General features: G+C 71.2%; 18 protein-coding genes. 9 read left to right on the top strand and 9 right to left on the bottom strand.

What is annotated here, in order from left to right:
• Window positions 1-47 precede the first annotated feature (47 nt).
• From ACZ6SA_RS01905 to ACZ6SA_RS01895, 3 genes are read right to left on the bottom strand one after another with little or no spacing between them, the layout of a single operon-like run.
• Entirely contained in the window at window positions 48-707 is a 660-nt protein-coding gene (locus tag ACZ6SA_RS01905; protein ID WP_347641906.1) for an ABC transporter ATP-binding protein, read from the bottom strand.
• The gene (locus ACZ6SA_RS01900) at window positions 704-1441 is read right to left on the bottom strand and encodes an ABC transporter ATP-binding protein (RefSeq protein WP_465826082.1); all 738 of its coding nucleotides are present in this window, start codon (window positions 1439-1441) and stop codon (window positions 704-706) included. The genes ACZ6SA_RS01905 and ACZ6SA_RS01900 overlap by 4 nt, the downstream gene beginning before the upstream one ends.
• Window positions 1442-1462: 21 nt before the next feature.
• A complete protein-coding gene (locus ACZ6SA_RS01895) occupies window positions 1463-2659 on the bottom strand; it encodes an ABC transporter substrate-binding protein (RefSeq protein ID WP_465826080.1) in 1197 nt (398 codons plus the stop codon).
• A gap of 122 nt (window positions 2660-2781) precedes the next feature.
• On the opposite strand from ACZ6SA_RS01895, the gene ACZ6SA_RS01890 reads away from it, so the two are divergent.
• From ACZ6SA_RS01890 to ACZ6SA_RS01880, 3 genes are read left to right on the top strand one after another with little or no spacing between them, the layout of a single operon-like run.
• Complete coding sequence (locus ACZ6SA_RS01890; RefSeq protein ID WP_347641909.1) at window positions 2782-3588, top strand: PaaX family transcriptional regulator; 807 nt, start codon at window positions 2782-2784, stop codon at window positions 3586-3588.
• Between the two features lie 51 nt (window positions 3589-3639).
• Window positions 3640-5145 (top strand): acyl-CoA synthetase, encoded by a 1506-nt coding sequence (locus tag ACZ6SA_RS01885; RefSeq protein WP_465826078.1) that lies wholly within the window; start codon window positions 3640-3642, stop codon window positions 5143-5145.
• 6 nt (window positions 5146-5151) lie between these two features.
• Window positions 5152-6264, top strand: coding sequence for a 5-methyltetrahydropteroyltriglutamate--homocysteine S-methyltransferase (locus tag ACZ6SA_RS01880; protein ID WP_443150453.1), 1113 nt, complete (start codon window positions 5152-5154; stop codon window positions 6262-6264).
• Between the two features lie 3 nt (window positions 6265-6267).
• Here the strand turns inward: ACZ6SA_RS01880 and ACZ6SA_RS01875 are convergent, their stop codons facing one another.
• Together ACZ6SA_RS01875 and ACZ6SA_RS01870 are read right to left on the bottom strand one after the other, a co-directional pair.
• Window positions 6268-6519 (bottom strand): hypothetical protein, encoded by a 252-nt coding sequence (locus ACZ6SA_RS01875; protein ID WP_465826076.1) that lies wholly within the window; start codon window positions 6517-6519, stop codon window positions 6268-6270.
• Window positions 6516-7067, bottom strand: coding sequence for a Gfo/Idh/MocA family oxidoreductase (locus ACZ6SA_RS01870; protein ID WP_465826630.1), 552 nt, complete (start codon window positions 7065-7067; stop codon window positions 6516-6518). The genes ACZ6SA_RS01875 and ACZ6SA_RS01870 overlap by 4 nt, the downstream gene beginning before the upstream one ends.
• Here ACZ6SA_RS01870 and ACZ6SA_RS01865 point away from each other — a divergent pair.
• Window positions 7005-7220, top strand: a complete 216-nt coding sequence (locus ACZ6SA_RS01865; RefSeq protein WP_465826644.1) for a hypothetical protein — start codon at window positions 7005-7007, stop codon at window positions 7218-7220. The genes ACZ6SA_RS01870 and ACZ6SA_RS01865 overlap by 63 nt on opposite strands.
• An 88-nt stretch (window positions 7221-7308) precedes the next feature.
• On the top strand, window positions 7309-8436 hold the full coding sequence (locus ACZ6SA_RS01860) for an ROK family transcriptional regulator (protein WP_465826074.1): 1128 nt from the start codon (window positions 7309-7311) through the stop codon (window positions 8434-8436).
• Window positions 8437-8501: 65 nt separating this feature from the next.
• Here the strand turns inward: ACZ6SA_RS01860 and ACZ6SA_RS01855 are convergent, their stop codons facing one another.
• Window positions 8502-9152, bottom strand: coding sequence for a hypothetical protein (locus tag ACZ6SA_RS01855; RefSeq protein ID WP_465826072.1), 651 nt, complete (start codon window positions 9150-9152; stop codon window positions 8502-8504).
• A 316-nt stretch (window positions 9153-9468) separates the two neighbouring features.
• Between ACZ6SA_RS01855 and ACZ6SA_RS01850 the strand changes: the two genes are divergently transcribed.
• Together ACZ6SA_RS01850 and ACZ6SA_RS01845 are read left to right on the top strand one after the other, a co-directional pair.
• Window positions 9469-11223 (top strand): hypothetical protein, encoded by a 1755-nt coding sequence (locus ACZ6SA_RS01850; protein ID WP_465826070.1) that lies wholly within the window; start codon window positions 9469-9471, stop codon window positions 11221-11223.
• A gap of 16 nt (window positions 11224-11239) precedes the next feature.
• A complete protein-coding gene (locus ACZ6SA_RS01845; RefSeq protein WP_465826068.1) occupies window positions 11240-11584 on the top strand; it encodes a hypothetical protein in 345 nt (114 codons plus the stop codon).
• 6 nt (window positions 11585-11590) lie between these two features.
• On the opposite strand, the gene ACZ6SA_RS01840 is transcribed toward ACZ6SA_RS01845, so the two are convergent.
• The 3 genes from ACZ6SA_RS01840 to ACZ6SA_RS01830 all read right to left on the bottom strand — a co-directional run bounded on the left by ACZ6SA_RS01840 (window position 11591) and on the right by ACZ6SA_RS01830 (window position 15251).
• Entirely contained in the window at window positions 11591-12229 is a 639-nt protein-coding gene (locus ACZ6SA_RS01840; protein ID WP_347641916.1) for a GOLPH3/VPS74 family protein, read from the bottom strand.
• Window positions 12226-13632: an APC family permease gene (locus tag ACZ6SA_RS01835; protein ID WP_465826066.1), complete on the bottom strand. Its 1407-nt coding sequence runs from the start codon at window positions 13630-13632 to the stop codon at window positions 12226-12228. The genes ACZ6SA_RS01840 and ACZ6SA_RS01835 overlap by 4 nt, the downstream gene beginning before the upstream one ends.
• Before the next feature lie 119 nt (window positions 13633-13751).
• Window positions 13752-15251, bottom strand: a complete 1500-nt coding sequence (locus ACZ6SA_RS01830; protein ID WP_465826064.1) for a multicopper oxidase family protein — start codon at window positions 15249-15251, stop codon at window positions 13752-13754.
• A gap of 259 nt (window positions 15252-15510) precedes the next feature.
• Here ACZ6SA_RS01830 and ACZ6SA_RS01825 point away from each other — a divergent pair, with 259 nt between their 5' ends.
• Both ACZ6SA_RS01825 and ACZ6SA_RS01820 read left to right on the top strand, forming a co-directional pair.
• On the top strand, window positions 15511-16512 hold the full coding sequence (locus tag ACZ6SA_RS01825; RefSeq protein WP_465826063.1) for a LacI family DNA-binding transcriptional regulator: 1002 nt from the start codon (window positions 15511-15513) through the stop codon (window positions 16510-16512).
• 13 nt (window positions 16513-16525) lie between these two features.
• The coding region (locus ACZ6SA_RS01820; protein ID WP_465826061.1) for an ABC transporter substrate-binding protein at window positions 16526-17545 on the top strand (1020 nt) is incomplete at its 3' end.

Genomic DNA, 17545 nt, shown 5'->3' with positions numbered 1-17545 from the left:
CGGCCGCCTCCCGGCGCGTTCTCATGTGACCGCCTTTCCGGGCGCGCTCATGTGATGGCCCCTCCCAGGTACGCGCTGGCCACGCGCGGGTCGTCGGCCAGCACCGCGCACTCGCCCTCGGTCACCAGCCGCCCCGACTCCAGCACGTACGCCCGCCGGCACAGCTCGAACGCCAGCCGCGCGTTCTGCTCGATGAGCAGCACGGTCAGCCCCTGCTCGGTGTTGAGCGCGGCGAGGTGCGCGGCCAGGTCGGCGGTCACGTTGGGGGCCAGGCCCAGGGAGAGCTCGTCCACGACGAGCACGTCGGGCCGCGACATCATGGCCCGCCCGAAGGCCACCATCTGCTGCTCTCCGCCGGACAGCACGCCCGCCCGCCGGCCGGCGAGCTCGGCGAGCCGGGGCAGCAGGCCGTAGACGAGGGACGGGTCGCGCTGCCCGGAGCGCCAGCCGCCGAGCGCGAGGTTGTCGGCCACGGTCAGGTCGGGGAAGAGCTGGCGGCCCTCGGGGATGAGCGCGACCCGGCCGCCGGCCTCCACGGTGCCGGAGGAGGGTTTGAGCAGGCCGGCGAGGGTGTTGGCGAGCGTCGACTTGCCGGCGCCGTTCGGGCCGAGCAGGGCGACCATCTCGCCGCGCCGCACGGTGAGGGTGAGGTGTTCGAGCGCGGTCGCGGTGCCGTACGAGACCACCAGGTCCTTGACGTCGATCATGAGGCCTGTCCGAGGTAGGCGGCGAGCACCAGCGGGTCGGCCCGCACCTCGGCGGGGGTGCCTTCGGCGATGACCTGACCGAGGTCGAGCACCACGACGCGGTCGGCGAGCCGGGTCACGAAGGCCACGTCGTGCTCGATGAGCAGGATGGTCAGGCCGCTCGCCCGCAGTTCCTCGATCAGCGCCGCGAGGCGTTCGCGCTCGTTGCCGCGCAGGCCGGACGCGGGCTCGTCGAGCAGCAGCAGCTTCGGTTCGGCGCACAGGGCGCGGGCGAGTTGCAGCGCCCGCTGCTGGCCGATGGGCAGCAGGTCGGCGGGGCGGTCGGCCCATTCGGCCAGGCCCACGCGTTCGAGGGCGTGCGAGGCCTCGGCGGCGATCTCCAGCTCGTCGCGCCGGTGCCGCGGCAGCCGCAGCGCGGCCGAGACGAACCCCGCCCGGGTGCGCCCGTGCAGCCCCACCATGACGTTCTCCCTGACCGTCATGCCGCGGAAGACCCGGGCGGCCTGGAAGACGATGGACATGCCGAGCCTGGCCCGCCGGTGCGCCGCGAGCCGGTCGACGCGGTGCCCGAGGAAGGAGATGCGGCCGTGCTCGGCCGCCAGATGGCCGGTGATCAGGTTGAACAGCGTGGACTTGCCGGCTCCGTTCGGGCCGATGACGCCGCAGACTTCGCCGTCCGCGACGCTCAGCGAGACGTCGCGGACGGCGTAGACGCCCCCGAAGGATCGGGACACCCCGGTGACCTCCAGCACGCGCTACCCCGCCGCGGCGACGGTCTTGGCGAGCTCGTCCTTGGCCCATTCGGTGGGGACGAACTGGCCGTTCTTCACCGTGTTGACCGAGATGAAGTCGGGGGAGAGCCCGGAGTGATCGGTGGGGGAGTACTGGAAACGGCCGTTCGGCGTGATCAGGTCCATGGTCTCCAAAGCCTGCTGGATCTTGGTCTTGTCGGTGCTGTTCGCCTTCCTCACCGCCTCGAACAGCAGCAGGCTCGCGCTGTATCCGTCCTGCGCGAACTGCGGCGGCGGGTAACCGTGCTTCTGCTCGTACGGCGTGGCCATCTGCTCGATGACCTGTTTCTGCTTGCCGTCGGACAGGTGCTCGCCGACCACGCCGATGGCGCTCTGCACGGTCATGCCCTCCGCGGCGTCGCCCATCGGCTCCAGCCACAGCTTGCTGGCCTGCGAAGCGGTGAGGAACAGCGGCGTCTTGAGCCCGGAGGCCACGTACTGCTTGGCGGCGGTCACGCCGGGCGCGCCCGAGCCCCAGAAGACGAGCGCCTCGGCCTTCGAGTCGCGCACGTGCTGGAACAGCGGGCTGAAGTCGGAGGTCGTGGTCTCGTACGACTCGTCGACGGCGATCGTCACGCCGTACTTGGGGGCGAGCTCGACCATCGCCTCGTGTCCCGAGACCGAATAGGCGCTCTTGGAGTCCCAGGCGACGGCTACCGTCTTGATGCCCTCGGCCTGGATGTACTGCAGGTAGCGCTCGGCGTACATGCTGGACAGGGCCGGGGTGACGAAGATGTACGGCTTGATCGGCTCGACCTGCTCCTGGGTGGGCGCCAGCGACAGGTACGGCATCTTGTCGCGCTGCGCGAGCGGCTCGATCGCGAGCGCCGAGTTGGAGAACACCGGGCCGATCAGGGCGTCGATCTCGCCCTTGATCTGGTTGTAGGCCACGATGCCCTGGTCGGGCGCGGTCTTGTCATCCCGGGTGACCAGCTCGACGGTGCGGCCGAGCAGCCCGCCCTGCGCGTTGACCTGCTCGACCGCCAGCTCGACGGCCTTCTTGTCCTCGCTGCCGAGCGGGGTGTAGTTGCCGGTCAGGGAGACGATGAGGCCCACCTTGATCGGATCTTGCGCGCCTGGTCCGTCACCGCCGCCGCCGCTGCCGCCGCACGCGGCGACGGCGAGCACGAGGACGGCCAGGGACGGGAGCAACCTGCGCATCAGGACCTCCGTGCCAACTGCGTGAGGCGGCTCGGTCTCTAGGGAGCCGTCGCGTGTGGCCTGAATGTAGGCAGGTACATTACGGCTGTCAATAGATTGCCGAATATCTGGGGAGGGCTGCCATGCGGCCTCAATCGGTGATTCTCACCTTTCTTGGAGATCACGTATACGGTCGCGGGGTCTGCGTCGCGTCGAGAAGTTTCATCGAGGCGTTCGCCAGGGTGGGGATCTCGGAGGAGGCCACGCGCTCGACGCTGACCCGGATGGTCCGCCGCGGCCTGCTGCGCCGGCGCCGCGCGGGCCGCCGCATGTACTTCGGCCTCACCCCGACCAGCGCCGAGGTGCTCAGGGACGGCGAGCGGCGCATCTGGCACAGCGGCGTGGTCAACGACGCGGGCGACGACCGCTGGACGCTGATCGGCTTCTCGCTGCCCGAGTCGTGGCAGCGGCAGCGGCACGAGCTGCGCTCGCGGCTGATCTGGGCCGGGTTCGGGCCGCTGCAGAACGGGCTCTGGATCGCGCCCGGCGAGGTGGATCCCGCCCAGGTGGTCGAGGATCTCGGCGCGAACGTGAAGGTCTTCCGCGCCGAGCCGAGGCGCCCGACCGACATGCACACCCTGGTACGCGAGGCGTACGACCTGGAGGGCCTGGGCGATCGTTACCGGGAGTTCCTGAGCCGCTGGGACCGGGCCGATCCCGCGCCGGAGGCGCCCGACGACCTCGCCCGCTCCCTGATGCTGCTCACCGGCTGGCTGCAGATCATCAGGGCCGATCCGCGGCTCCCGCTGCGCTACCTGCCGACCGACTGGCCCGCGGAGAAGGCCCAGCGGGTCTGCCACTCGCTGCACGAGCGGTTCAGGCCCGAGGCGGTGGCGGTCGCGGACGGGCTCCTCGACACGGTCGCCGACGAAAGTTGGGCAGAACGGTGACAGCGATCGCGATCTGGCCTAGCTTGAGGGCTTGAGCGTCAAGGAGTGCCGATGCGGAATCAGGGGACAGGCTCGTGGCCGGCACGCAGGGCGCGCATGACGCCCGAGCGGGTGGCGCTGAGCTACCGCGGGCGCGACCACACCTATCGTGACCTGCGCGATCGTTCGTACCGGCTGGCTTCGGCACTGGCCGGTCTCGACGTGGGGCGCGGCGACCGGGTGGCCTTCCTGGGGGCCAACCAGCCCTCGATGGTGGAGACGTTCTTCGCCGCCGGGCTGCTCGGTGCGGTGTTCGTCCCGCTCAACACCCGGCTGGCCACGCCGGAGCTGCGCTACATCATCGAGGACGCCGGCGCCCGGATCGTCGTGCTGGGCGAGGGGCAGGACGGCGCGGACCTCCCCGGCGGGCACGTCCGGCCGGACACGTACGAGGAGTTCCTGCGGAGCGGGTCGGCCGAACCCGTCGACGAGCCCGTGGGACAGGACGACGTGTGCCTGATCATGTACACGTCGGGCACGACCGGCCGTCCCAAGGGAGCCATGCTCACCCACGGCAACCTCACGTGGAACACCGTCAACCTGCTCGTCGACGTGCCGCTCGCGCACGACGAGGTGACGCTGGTCAGCGCCCCCATGTTCCACATCGCGGCGCTGGCGCAGACGCTGATCCCGACCCTGCTCAAGGGCGGCAGGGCGATCCTGGAGCCGTCGTTCGACGTGGAGCGCACGTTCGACCTGATCGAGTCGGAGCGGGTCACGGTGATGTTCGGGGTGCCGTCGATGTTCGGCTTCCTCGCGAGCTCGCCGCGCTGGGCGGGGGCCGACCTGTCGAGCCTGCGCCACCTGCTGTGCGGCGGCGCGCCGGTGCCCGAGCCGCTGATCAGGACCTACCAGGAGCGGGGGCTGACGTTCCTGCAGGGTTACGGGATGACCGAGACGGCGCCCGGCGCCCTCTTCCTGGGGGCCGAGCACTCGATCGCCAAGGCGGGCACGGCCGGGGTGCCGTGTTTCTTCTCGGACGTCCGCCTGGTCGCGCCCGACGGCTCCACGGCGGCGCCGGGCGAGCCGGGCGAGGTGTACGTCCAGGGCCCGAACGTGATGCCCGGCTACTGGGGGCGGCCGGAGGAGAGCGCGAAGGTGCTCTCGCCCGACGGCTGGTTCCGCTCAGGAGACGTCGGCGTCGCCGACGAGGACGGCTACGTACGCATCTCCGACCGGCTCAAGGACGTCATCATCTCCGGCGGCGAGAACGTCTACCCCGCCGAGGTGGAGAGCGTCCTTCACGGTCACGAGGCGGTCGCCGAGTGCGCGGTGATCGGCGTGCCCGACGACAGGTGGGGGGAGGTCGGCAAGGCTCTGGTCGTGACGCGGCCGGGCGCGAAGGCGGAGCCCGCCGAGCTGCTGGCGCACCTGGACGGGCGGCTGGCCCGCTTCAAGATCCCGAAATATCTGGAAATCGTTGCCGAACTGCCCAAGAACGCGGCGGGCAAGCTGCTCAAAGCACCGCTCCGCACGCTCTACGGGGGCCCCGACCACGGCCTCCATCCGAGGAGATGATCAGCAGTGCGCACCACACCCCCGTTCCGCGCCGACCACGTCGGCAGCCTCCTGCGCCCGCCCGCGCTGCTCCGCGCCCGCGAGAGCCTCACCGGCGACGCGCTGCGCGAGGCCGAGGACGAGGCCATCAGAGAGGTGGTACGCCGCCAGGAGGAGACCGGGCTGCGGAGCGCGACCGACGGTGAGTTCAGGCGGGCCTCCTGGCACATGGACTTCATCTACCAGCTCGGCGGCATCGGCCAGGCCTCCGACGAGCACATCACGGTCCGCTTCCACAACGAGCAGGGCGACATCGAGTTCACCCCGGCGGCGCTGCGCGTCCACGACCGGATCAAGCTGAACGAGCCCGTCTTCGCCGACGACTTCGCCTTCCTGCGCGACACGCTCGCCGTCCGCGGCGCCGGCGTCGTGCCCAAGCTGACCATCCCCTCGCCCAGCATGGTCCACTACCGGGGCGGGCCCGCGGCCATCGACCCCGCGGTCTATCCCGACGTGGAGGAGTTCTGGCGGGACCTCAGCGCCGCCTACGCCGAGCAGGTGCGCAGGATCGGCGCTCTGGGCTGCACCTACCTGCAGTTCGACGACACCAGCCTGGCCTACCTCAACGACCCGGCCCAGCGGGCGGAGCTGGCCTCGCGCGGCGACGACGCCGACCACATGCACCTGCGCTACATCCGGCAGATCAACGCCGCGCTCGCCGGCAAGCCCGACGGCATGACGATCACGACGCACATGTGCCGCGGCAACTTCCGTTCCTCCTGGGCGGCGGAAGGAGGATACGACTTCGTCGCCGAGGCGCTGTTCGGCGAGCTGAAGGTGGACGGGTTCTTCCTGGAGTACGACGACGAGCGGTCGGGCGGGTTCGAGCCGCTGCGGTTCGTGCCGCCGGGCAAGATGGTGGTGCTCGGGCTCGTCACCACCAAGTCGGGCGAGCTGGAGTCGAAGGACACGCTCAAGCGGCGCATCGACGAGGCCGCGAAGTTCGTCGACCTCGACCAGCTCTGCCTGTCGCCGCAGTGCGGGTTCTCCTCCACCGTCGAGGGCAACCAGCTCACGGCCGACCAGCAGTTCGCCAAGCTCGCCCTGATCGTGGAGACCGCCCAGGAGATCTGGGGCTGAGCGTCAGGATCCCTGGAGGGTCACGACCCTGCCCGTGAGGCGGGCCTGCTCCGCGGCCCACACCACGCGGTGCGTCATCAGGCTCTCGGCCGCGTCCGACCGGAGCAGGGTGGCGTCACCCGTGGCCACGGCGGCGAGCTCCTCGGCGCCCGTACGGAAGTCGACCACGCGCGGCACGCCGCCGTCGCCGTCGACGTATCCGTGGGCGCCGAACAGCCGCGTGCGCCGGTGCTCCATGGGGGTGAACGCGCTCATCGTGAACGAGCACGTCGCCCCGTCGCCCGAACTCCATCACGACCTCCTGGTGATCCACGACGTCGTTGTCGCACGCGTACACGCAGCGTCCGTACGGGCCGGTGCGCAGCGCCTCCAGCACGTCCTCCTCGGTGCGGCCTGGGGTGACGGCCGACAGCGGCCAGAACTCGCTCGACGGATCGCCGAGGCAGCCCAGGTAGAGCCGGGGCGCCGAGTACGGGCACGACGGCTCCACCGGGCAGCCGAGGCACCGGTCGGCAGCCCCTGCGGGCCGGTCGCCGGCGTGGATGCGCGACAGGGAGCCGAACGACGAGACCCGGGCGGGCTGCCTTTCGAAGAGGTGCACCAGCCAGTCGATGTCGTGGCACTACCAGGCGCGTGTACGGCGTGTACCGAACGGCGAGCAGGATGCCGTTGCGCCGGGCCGCGTCGGCGATCCTGGCCGCCTCCGGCTCGCTCGTGGCCATCGGCTTCTCCAGGAGAGTGTGGTAACCGAGGTCCGCCAGCGTCACCGCGGGCTCGGTGTGCAGCTGGTCGTGGGTGGCGATGACGGCCGCGTCGGCGACCCGCCCGCCCGCCGCGAGCTCCTTCCAGCCGGCGAGCGGGTCGGGATCCGCCACCGCCACCACCCGCCCGGCGCCCGTGGCGTGCGCGCGGCGCGCGTAGGTCAGCCCTCGCAGGCCGCCGCCGACGACGGCTAGAGTCACCTCAGTCATGGAACCTTCGCCGAAGAAATATCGTGGAAAGCATCATTATTCGGTCTGGGAAAGCTGACAGCAAGGGGGACCGATGGCCGGCGAACTGAGCGGTGGTGACCTGTCGCGGCTCAGGCAGCTCAACGCGCTCGCCGTGATCAAGACGCTGCAGGGCGGGCCGTTGCTCACGCTCACCGAGGTCGCCAAGCGCACGGGCCTGTCGCGCGCGTCCACCGAGGACGTCGTCCGCGAGCTGCTGAACAAGGGCTGGGTCGCCGAGGCGGGCGCCACCGCGGGGGGCGTGGGCCGCCCGGCCAGGCGCTACCGCTTCCGGGCCGAGGCGGGGCGGGTGCTCGGCGTCGACATCGGCCGCCACAAGATCCGCGCGGTCGTCGCCGACCTGGACGGCGCCGTGCTGCACAGCGCCCGCGTGCCCGTCACGCCCGGGATGGGACGGGTCGAGCGGCTGGAGGCGGTCGACCGGGCCGCGGCGGAATGCCTGGAAGGGGCGGGCCTGGCCGGTGGCGACGTGTGGGCCTCGGGCGTCGGCACGACCGGCCTGGTCGACGGCGCGGGCCGGGTGCTGCTCTCGGAGGCGCTGCCCGAGTGGACCGGCGTCGACCTGGCCGCGCACGTGCGCCGGCTGGCCCCCGGCCCCGTGCTGGTGGAGAACGACAGCAAGCTCGCCGCGCTGGCCGAGTGCTGGCGCGGCGTGGCCCGCTACGCCAAGGACATGGTGTTCCTGCTGGCCGGGTTCCGCACCGGCGCGGGCCTGGTCATCGACGGGAAGCTGCACAGGGGCTTCGCCAACGCCTCGGGCGAGATCGGCGCGCTGCCGGTGCTCGGGTGGATCCGGGCGCAGGAACGTCTGAGCGCCGCCAGCGGCGAGGCGGGCGACGTGTTCGCCGCCGCGCGGGCCGGCGACAAGGCCGCCGCCGCGGCCGTCCGCCGCTACGTCAAGGATCTGGCGCTCGGCGCCTCCGCGCTGGTGCTGGCGCTCGACCCGCAGATGGTCGTGGTCGGCGGTGGCTTCTCGCGCTCGGCCGACGTGCTCATCGAGCCGCTCAGGCGCGAGCTCGACCGCTGGTGCATCCGCACGCCCGAGGTGCGCATGTCGGCGCTTGGCGACGAGGGAGTGGTGCTCGGCGCCGTACGCCTGGCGCTCGACGACGTCGAGGACCGCGTGCTCGACGGCCGCACCGCGCTCGTGAGCCAGCTGTAACACGGCCGCACCGCGCTCGTGAGCCAGCTGTAACACAGCGGCACCGCGCTGCGAATATCGATACGTCAGATGTGGTCCGGCTTCCAGGCGGTCAAATCGTATTTCGTCGCTATTGAGCGCCACATTTCGGAAAAGCGGACTTTCGCCGCCTGTGCGTCTTCGGATCTGTCGATGCCGCGGCGGAAGTCGCGGTCGCCGGCGGTGGAGCCCGTACAATTTCCGCCGCTCTGCCGCCGCGCCCAGGCGAGGAACGCCGCATCGGCTTCGTACGAGGCGCTGAGCGCGTCGACGAGGGCGTCCTTGAGCTCCGTGCCGCCCTCGAGCGCCGTCACATCCAGCGCGCGGGCGTCGGTGAGCTGCCCGCGCCGGCGGTCGGTGATGTCCTGGATGGTGTCGCGCCCGCGCCGCTCGCACCTCCGCGCGCGCTCGATCGCCTCGGAGAGGCTGGTACGTGCGTAGCTGCTGCTGGACAGCAGGTCGTTCACGTCTCCGGCCTGCTGCTCCGCCGCCGCGCCCGGCGAGGGGGTGGGGTCGGCCGGCGGCCAGGCGGAGGGAGTCTCGCCGGCGGCCGGCGGGAGCGCGTCGCCCGCGGGCTCGGACGCCCCGGCCTGTCCCGCGCCGGCGGTCCCGGCGGGCGCCGGGGCGCGGCCGGCGACGGCCCACCAGCTCACGGCGGCCACCAGGCTCACGGCGGCCAGGCCGGTGAGCAGGGGCATCCGCCGCCAGAGCGGTGCGCGCCGCCGCGGACGGCAAGGCCCGGGGCGGTGCGTGCCCGGCGAGGGTGTAGCGGGGGAGGAGAGCCGGGCCCGGCAGCGCGGGCACTGGAGCAGGCCGCCGACGTCGGACCCGCATCGTCCGCACAGGCGGCTGGAGCCGGGGTCGTGGGTCAACGCGTCCTCCCGCATATTTCATCAATTCCGGCGAAATGCTGCATTTGTCCTACACCTTTTTGCGCGCGCTTTGCTGACGCCGAGACTATTTGAACAAGCTCCCCTAGGGTCGGTTCCGAACGTAAAAGGAAGGGCGGAACACATGGCAGTAGACAGCTCGTCCGCGCAATTCCGGCGCACCGCGGATTCGTCATCGGGCCCGCCGCCCGTCAGCAACGCCACGCGCTATCTCTGCGCCGCCGCCTACCTCGACAACGGCTTCCGCGACCGGGTGCTCGACGAGTTGCTGTTCGACCCCTATCGTGCGATCCCGCCCTCCTACGGTGGCTTCGACCTCATGCCGGTGCTCCACCACTGCCGCCGCGCCCGCGCGATCCTCACCGTCCGCGACGGGATGATCACCCTACTGTTCGCCGCCGGCCTGCTGCTCACCCCGTTCACCACGATCATGTGGATGCTCGTCCTCGTCCCCTTCGTCCTGCTCACCGTCGACGGCGTCCGCCGAGCGCCGCTGCGCGTGCGCGTGACGATCCTGCTCACGGGGGCGCTCGTCGTCCTGTGGCCCTTCATGTACGGCCTGGCCCCGATGCTGGACGACCTGACCGGTTCCGGCTCGACCTACTCCAGCGCGTACGAGCCGGAGTCCTCATCCGGCGGAGGCGGGAGCACGCTGGTCGAGATCCTGTTCATCCCGGCCGCCACGCTCGCCATCGTCGTGGTCTACCGCGTGGCGATCTACCTCACGCTCGCCGGCACGCTCAGGCCGGGCACGCCCGAGCCGGTCACCGGGGTCACCCACCCCAAGACGGCCCGCCGCCTCGACTACATCCGCAGGGCCCAGTGGGGCAACGTGACGATGTACGCCAACGAGGACGCGTTCATGGGCGCCGGGTCCATCGAGCGCAGCTGGTCGATCGCCGTCGAGCTCGACCGCGTCCGCCACGACCACGTGAGCAGGCGGCGCAACGACCCCGTCGACATCGACCCGGTGGAGCTGCACGCGTTCGTCCGCGAGCGCCTCAAGGACATGCGCGACCGCGTCCTGCGGCCCAACGAGGGCATCCAGCGCCTCGACATCGGCGACCACGTGGTGACCAGGGGCATCTTCACGGTCAGCGACTGGCACGGTGACCGCACCAGGACGGCGCATCCGATGATCGGCCAGCACGGCCTGCCGAAATGCGAGGTCACGCCCGAGGAGATCGAGGCCATCATCCGCCACCCCCAGGGCGGCGTGCGCTACTACCAGCGGCTCACCATCAACAACGACGGCCAGGAGATCCGCGACCCCAGCGGCAACCTCGTCGCCCCGGCGGAAGACCAGGAGGCGCTGACGTCCGCCTTCATCTACCTCGCGGTCGAGGGGCGGATGCTCTACACCCAGTTCGTCGTCACCGTTCTGCCGCCGGCCCTCGGCGCCTACCACGTGGTCGACCAGCTGCCGACGATGACCGGCGTGCGGATCGCGTGGGAGGCGGTCAAGATGTTCAAGCTCCGGCTGCTGCGCGACGTGCTGGCCGCCCCCGCGCGGGTCGCCCGCACCGCGGTGCAGGCCGTGCGCCAGAGCCTGATGACGCCCGACCCGCACAAACACATCGTCTATCCCTACGGCGCCCGCTTCAGCGTCCGCGAGCTCGGGGCGAGCGAAGACCTGCAGACCTACATCCAGGTGCTCGACGTCGCGAAATACACCCGGATGATCGAGCAGCGGCTCACCGAGGCCGTCCTCGACTTCCTGGAGGATCACGAGGTCGACACGGGGGCCTACCGGTTGCAGGCGGCCAGCGTGACCATGAACACCGTGTCCGTGGGCGCGGGCGGCTCGGTCAGCGGCCCCATCGCCTTCGGCCGGCACGCGTCGGCGACCGTCCACACCAGTGCCCGGCCGGGCGCGTGACGAGCGAGGAGATCCCATGGGCGACGAATACGGCGTGCACGTCAGCGGCGACGGCCGGATCAGCGGGCCGATCGCGATGGGCGTCCACGCCCGCGCGGTCGTCGTCAACGGCGGCGATCCGGCGGGCGGCGAGGCGGGAGCGCTCCTGGAACGGCTGGAGCGCCTGCTCGCGGCGCACGAGGCCGACCTCGCCGAGCCGGCGCGGGCGCGCAGGGACGCGGGTGACATCCGGCAGGAGCTGGCGGAGACCGAGCCTGACCGGTCGCGCATCCTCGACGCGCTCAGCCGGCTCTCGGCCCGCGCCGCAGAGGTGGCGCCCGTCGTCGAGGTGGTCTCGCAACTCCGCGCCCTCTTCCCCTGAGGCCGGTCAGCGGTAGACGGCGACGGCGGCCTCGCCGACGAGCGCGTCGACCACCGTGACCACCTCGCCGACCACGGGGGAGCTCTCGCGGGCGATCTCGCGCAGGCGGGCGACCAGCCGGGCGCCCGGCTGGTCCAGATAGAGCTCCTGCTCGACCCGCAGCACGGCCACCAGCCCGCACAGCGCGGCGCACCGCGCGTCCGGCTGTTTCCAGCCCTCGACCGCCGAGCGCGCCCCGGCGGAGGCCCGCACGATCGAGGCGATGTCGGCGGGCTCGTAGCGCGTGTACGGCAGCACGCCCAGCCGGCGCCCGCTCACCTGGACCAGCACGCCCGAGGCGAGCAGCGCCTCCCGGGTGCGGTCGTGGATGCCGTCCGCCGTCTTCTTGAGCAGATACCTGAGCTCCCTGCCGGCGTGGTGGCGCAGGAGGAGGGAGACCAGGCCGTCGGCGATCGCGTCGCCGGTGGGAGCGCGCCGGGTGGCGGCGGCATGGCCCTTGGCGACGGCGACGCGCCCGCCGAGCGCGAGGTCGAGCAGCACGGCGCCGGCCAGCCCGAGCGACATCGACGACTGATGGATCAGGGGCCTGCCCGACTGGTCGTGGGCGATGAGGTAGAGGTCCTGGTGGAGGGGCAGCGCGCTCATGGAGCGGAGGTCCTCGTCGGCTCCCGTCCAGCCTGGGAGGGCATGCCGTCCAGGGCCGGCCGGCGGCCCAGGGCATAGAGGACGGCCAGTGCCACGACGCCGGCGCCCAGCCAGGCGAGGCCCACCACCTGGGCGAGGACGTTGGCGTTGATCACCACGAAGACCAGGATGCCCATGCCGATCAGCGGCGCGACGAGGTGCGACCACAGCTTGTCGGAGCCGCGGCGCAGCGCGTAGTGCACGATCACCGACACGTGCAGGACGATGAAGGCGGCCATGGCGCCCATGTTGATCAGGCTGGTGAGGAGGTCGACGCCGTCGGAGCGGCTGGACATCCACAGGCCGATGCCCACGGACAGCAGGGAGACGAAGACGATGGCGTTGGCCGGGACCGAGTGCCTGACCGACACCTTGGCGAGGAACGACGGGAGCTGCCGGTCGCGCGCCATCGCGTAGAGCAGGCGCGACACCGCGACCTGGGCGACCATGGTGTTGGCCACGCCCCAGGAGAGCGCGGTGGCCGTCAGGGTGACGTCCTTGAGCCATGCGCCGCCCGCCACGGCGGCGGCGTCGTAGAACGCGGTGCCGCTGTCCTCGACCAGCAGCCCGCCGGGGTCGGGCACCAGCAGGGAGGCGACCCAGACCTGGGTGACGAAGAGCAGACCGGCGAGCAGCAGCGCCACCCGCATCGCCCTGCCCACCTGGGCCGAGCCGCCGGTGGACTCCTCGACGAGCATGCTGATGCCGTCGAAGCCGATGAACGACAGAACCGCCACGGAGACCGCGGCGAACATCACCGGCCACGAGAAGGTCTCCAGGTTGAACAGCGGTGAGAGGCTGAACCCGTGGCCCTTGCCCTGGAGCAGCGCCCAGAGGCCCACGGCGAGGAACAGCCCCAGGACGAGCAGCTCGAAGCCGATCATCAGGCGGGTGAGCCTGACCGTCATGCGGATGCCGCGCAGGTTGATCCCGGTGTTCACGGCCACGAAGACGATCAGCCAGGCCCAGACGGGGACGTCCGGCACGAGGTCGTTCATGGCGAGCGAGGCCACCAGATAGAGCAGGCAGGGCACGAGGATGTAGTCGAGCAGGACCATCCATCCGGTCATGAACCCGACCGGCGGGGCGATGCCGCGACCGGCGTAGTTGTAGACGGAGCCCGACAGGGGGAACGCCTTGACCATCTGCGCGTACGAGGCGGCGGTGAAGAGGAGCGCGATCATTCCGACGAGGTACGCCAGTACCGGCATGCCGCCGGAGCGGGCATAGACCAGGCCGAAGATCGCGAAGGGTGCGATCGGCACCATGAAGGCCAGGCCGTAGGACACGAGGTCGGTCAACCCGACCCCGCGGCGTAACTCCTGCCGGTAACCGAACTGCTCGATGTTCTCTGAAGCGCGCACGACAAGCCTCTCCGTGTCGTCATGCAGGGCGGGGATCCAGTCCGGCGATCCTCGCGTAGCCCGGTGCCGGGTCGCAAGAGTGATCACGGTGATGTGCCACATGGCAGTGCCGGCGCGCGTCAGCGGCCGCCCTGGCGGCCCTTCCTGCCAGGAGAGTGGCTCTCCTCGCCGGAGGAGTGTCCGCCGTGGATCATGCCGGGGCGCAGCGGCGGGGCCTGGCCGTAGCCGATGGCGCCCATCATGCCCTGCTCCTGGTGGTACAGGTTGTGGCAGTGGAACATCCACTCGCCGGGGTTGTCGGCGTGCACGTCGATGTGCAGGCGCTCGCGCGGCTTGATGTTCACGGTGTCCTTGCGCGGCCCTGACCGCCCGCGGGCGCGCAGCTGGAAGGTGTGGCCGTGCAGGTGCATCGGGTGCCACATGGGCGACTGGTTGTCCAGGACGATCCTGAGGGTCTCGCCCGGTTCGACGCGCAGCCGCAGCGGGTCGCTCGCGAGCCGGTCGTTGAGCGTCCACTCGTTGCCCGACTCGCGCATGCCGAGTGTCACGGCGACGGCTCTGGTCGGGAGGGGGAGGTGGTCGGTGGGCCGCGCGTCCATGTCCTGATATTTCAGCATCCGTCGTTTGAGCTCCGGCACCTTGACCCGCGGCGGCGGCGTGTCGGCCCCGCGCGAGGTCCGCACCACCGCGTACGCCCGCCCGCCCTTGCCCTCGGCCTGCGCCACCAGCGGGAACGCGCCCGATTTGAGCGTGACGACGAAGTCGTACCGCTCGCCCATGCCGATGACGAACGTGTCCACGGTGACGGGCGAGCACGGGAATCCGTCGGCGTGGGTGACGGTCATGCGGTGCTCGCCGAGCGCGACCCGGAAGGCGGTGTCGGCGGCCGCGTTGACGACCCGGAACCTGACGCGCCGCCCGGGAGAGCCGGCGAGCGTCTTGGGGGCGGCCGGCGGGCGGCCGTTGATCAGGTAGAGCGGGTGGCGCATCTCCGCGGCCACGCCGCCCAGCGCCTCGCTGCGCAGCGTGTCGTCGTGCTCGGTGGAGGAGTTCAGCCGGCGCAGGGCGTCGTCGGGGGTGCCGTCGATGCCGTCGAGCCAGTCGTCGAGCACGATCGTGAACTCTTCGTCGTACCGGAGCGGCTCGTGCGGGTCGGCCACGACCAGCGGGCCGTACAGCCCGCGGTCGAGCTGGGTGCCGACGTGCGAGTGGTAGAAGTACGTGCCGGGGTCGGGCACCCGGAAGACGTAGTCGAAGGTGCCGCCGGGCCGGGTGGGGTCCTGGGAGAAGCCGGGTGCGCCGTCCATGGGGAAGTCGATCCTGATGCCGTGCCAGTGCACGGTGGTGGGCGCGGGCAGGTCGTTGACCAGCCGGACGGCGACCGTCTCGCCGGCTGTGGCCCTGACGAGCGGGCCGGGGAGCAGGCCGTTGTAGGCCCAGGTGGAGACGGTGCGCTTGCCCAGCCTCACCTTGGCTGGCCCGGCCCGCAGCACCGTCCCGCGCGGCCGCGCCGCGACGCCGGCCGCCGGCGCCTCCAGGGCCGCGCCCAACCCCAGAGCCGCGAACGTGCCGGTAACGAACGTCCGGCGTGATACTCGCCCAATTGCTCGGTTCTCCATAGATCCTCCCCCGTTCACCTGGAAAGGTAACGGAGAGTGACAGAAAACGCCTTTCGCCACGCTGGGGATCGGGCAGAGGGCTGGAACTCCGGGCGCGCACGCCTATTGATCGGGCGGGGTGGTGAAAACTATGGTGTTAATCGATTCACACGCCTGAGACGCCGAGGTGTGCAGCTCCCTCGACTCCAGCCGTGATCGCGATGTTTGCCCAGAAAGATTCCCCGTATTCCAGTCGGAAATGCTAGGTTATTCGACTAACATGAGACCCACCGCACGACAGGTGGCCGAGCTGGCGAACGTGTCCGTGGCGACCGTCTCCTACGTGCTCAGCGGCCGGGACCGCCCCGTGGCCGCCGAGACGAGGAAGCGGGTGCTCGAGGCCGCCCGGCAGCTCGGCTACACCCCCAACCAGGCCGCCAGGAGCCTGCGCAAGCGCCGCACGCAGCGCGTCTGCCTGGTGCTGAGCTCGCTCGGCGGCGTTCCCAGCGACGAGCGGCTGGCCACCGACCTGCACGAGATGGCCGACGCCCGCGGCTATTCCGTGGTCACGCTCACGGTCTACTCGGAGGCGCGCGCGACCGCGGCCGTCGACGTGCTGCGCGGCGGCATCGCCGACGGCGCGCTGGTCAACGTCGTCGGCGACCACTTCACCCACGACCTGCTCACCGGGCTCGCCGCCACCGGCCTGCCGATGGTGGTGCTGAGCAACGAGAGCGGGCTCGAGGGCTGCGACGTCGTCCGCACCCCCGAGACCGAGGCGTGCGCGCAGGCGGTCGAGCACCTGCTGGCGGGGGGCAGGCGGCGCATCGCGTTCATGGCGCACCGCTTCGAGCTCTACCGCGACAAACCCGCGGGACGGCTGCTCGGCTACACCACCGCCCTCGAACGACACGGTGTCGACCAGCGGATCGTCACCTCCGGCGCGGACGACCGCGTCTCGGCCTACCAGACGGCCGCCGAGCTCCTGAGCTCCCCCGACCGCCCCGACGCGATCTTCGCCGCCTCCGACCGGGCCGCGATCAGCGTGATCTGGGCCGCCAGGGACGCCGGGCTGCGCGTGCCCGACGACGTGGCCGTCGTCGGCGTCGGCAACATCGACGAGGGTCTCATCAGCAATCCGCAGCTCAGCACCGTCGGCCCGCTCCGCCACGACTACACCGACGTCGCACGCCTGCTCTTCGACCGCCTCCAGGCCGAGGAGCCGCCGCCCGCCCGCGAGATCGTCCGCTCCTGGACCTTCCTGCGGCGGGGCTCCTCCTAGAAGGGAATCCGAGATGTCTTCCCACGCCCCCCACATGACCCGCCGCGACCTGCTCCGCCTGGCCGGCGCCGCCGCCGCGGTGCCGGTGCTGTCGTCCTGCGCGGGAGCGCCGCCCGCGCGGACCGCCGCCCCCGGCACCTTCACCGTCTACTGGAACGCCGGCCACGACTACCAGGCCTACCGCAAGGTGATCGCCGAGTTCGAGCAGGCCAACAAGGTCAAGGTCAACCTGCAGAAATACCAGTGGCCCGACCTGCGCACGAGGCTGCTGGCCGACTTCGCCTCCGGCACGGTGCCCGACGTGGTCGAGGAGCCCGGCGGGTGGGTGCAGGAGTTCGCCATCTCCGGCAACGCCCGCTCGCTGCAGGACTACGTCGACCGCGACGGCGAGGCGATGGGCTTCCCCTCCGACTGGCAGCCGGTCGCCGTCGAGCGCAACTCCTACCAGGGCAAGGTGTACGGCGTGCAGCTCCACCTGACCTGCAACACGCTGCTCTACAACAAGGGCATGCTCAGCGAGGCCGGGGTGGAGGCGCCGACCACCTGGGAGGAGTTCCTCGCCGCGGCGAAGAAGCTGACCAAGGACGGCGTGCACGGTGTCGCGCTCAACCAGGACCACGGCTACATCTGGCCGTGGATGATGCAGGCCGGCGTCACCCCCTTCGACCCGGAGACCGGCAAGGTCATGACGCCGATCGAGGACGCGATCGCCGCCCTGCAGTTCCAGGCCGACCTGATCCACAAGCACAAGGTGGCCCCGGTGCCGGTGTCCAGCACCGACTACTCCGGCCCGCAGAAGTTGTTCTCCGCCAAGCGCGCCGCGATGATCCTCACCGGGCCCTGGGACCTCGAACCGATCAGGAAGACCAGCGCCGACATCGACCTCGGCGTCGCGCCGCCGCTGAAGAACAAGGAGCAGGTCACCCAGGCGGCGGGCACCAGCATGCTGGTGCCCCCCCAAACCACCCCAACCCCCCCCTTCTGGGGCGTTCTCCAGCACACCCCCCCAATCGCAGTCACGGCAGGCCCACCC

The organism is Nonomuraea sp. NPDC049378 (assembly GCF_055586745.1).
This window is presented reverse-complemented; position numbering and strand designations above follow the sequence as displayed.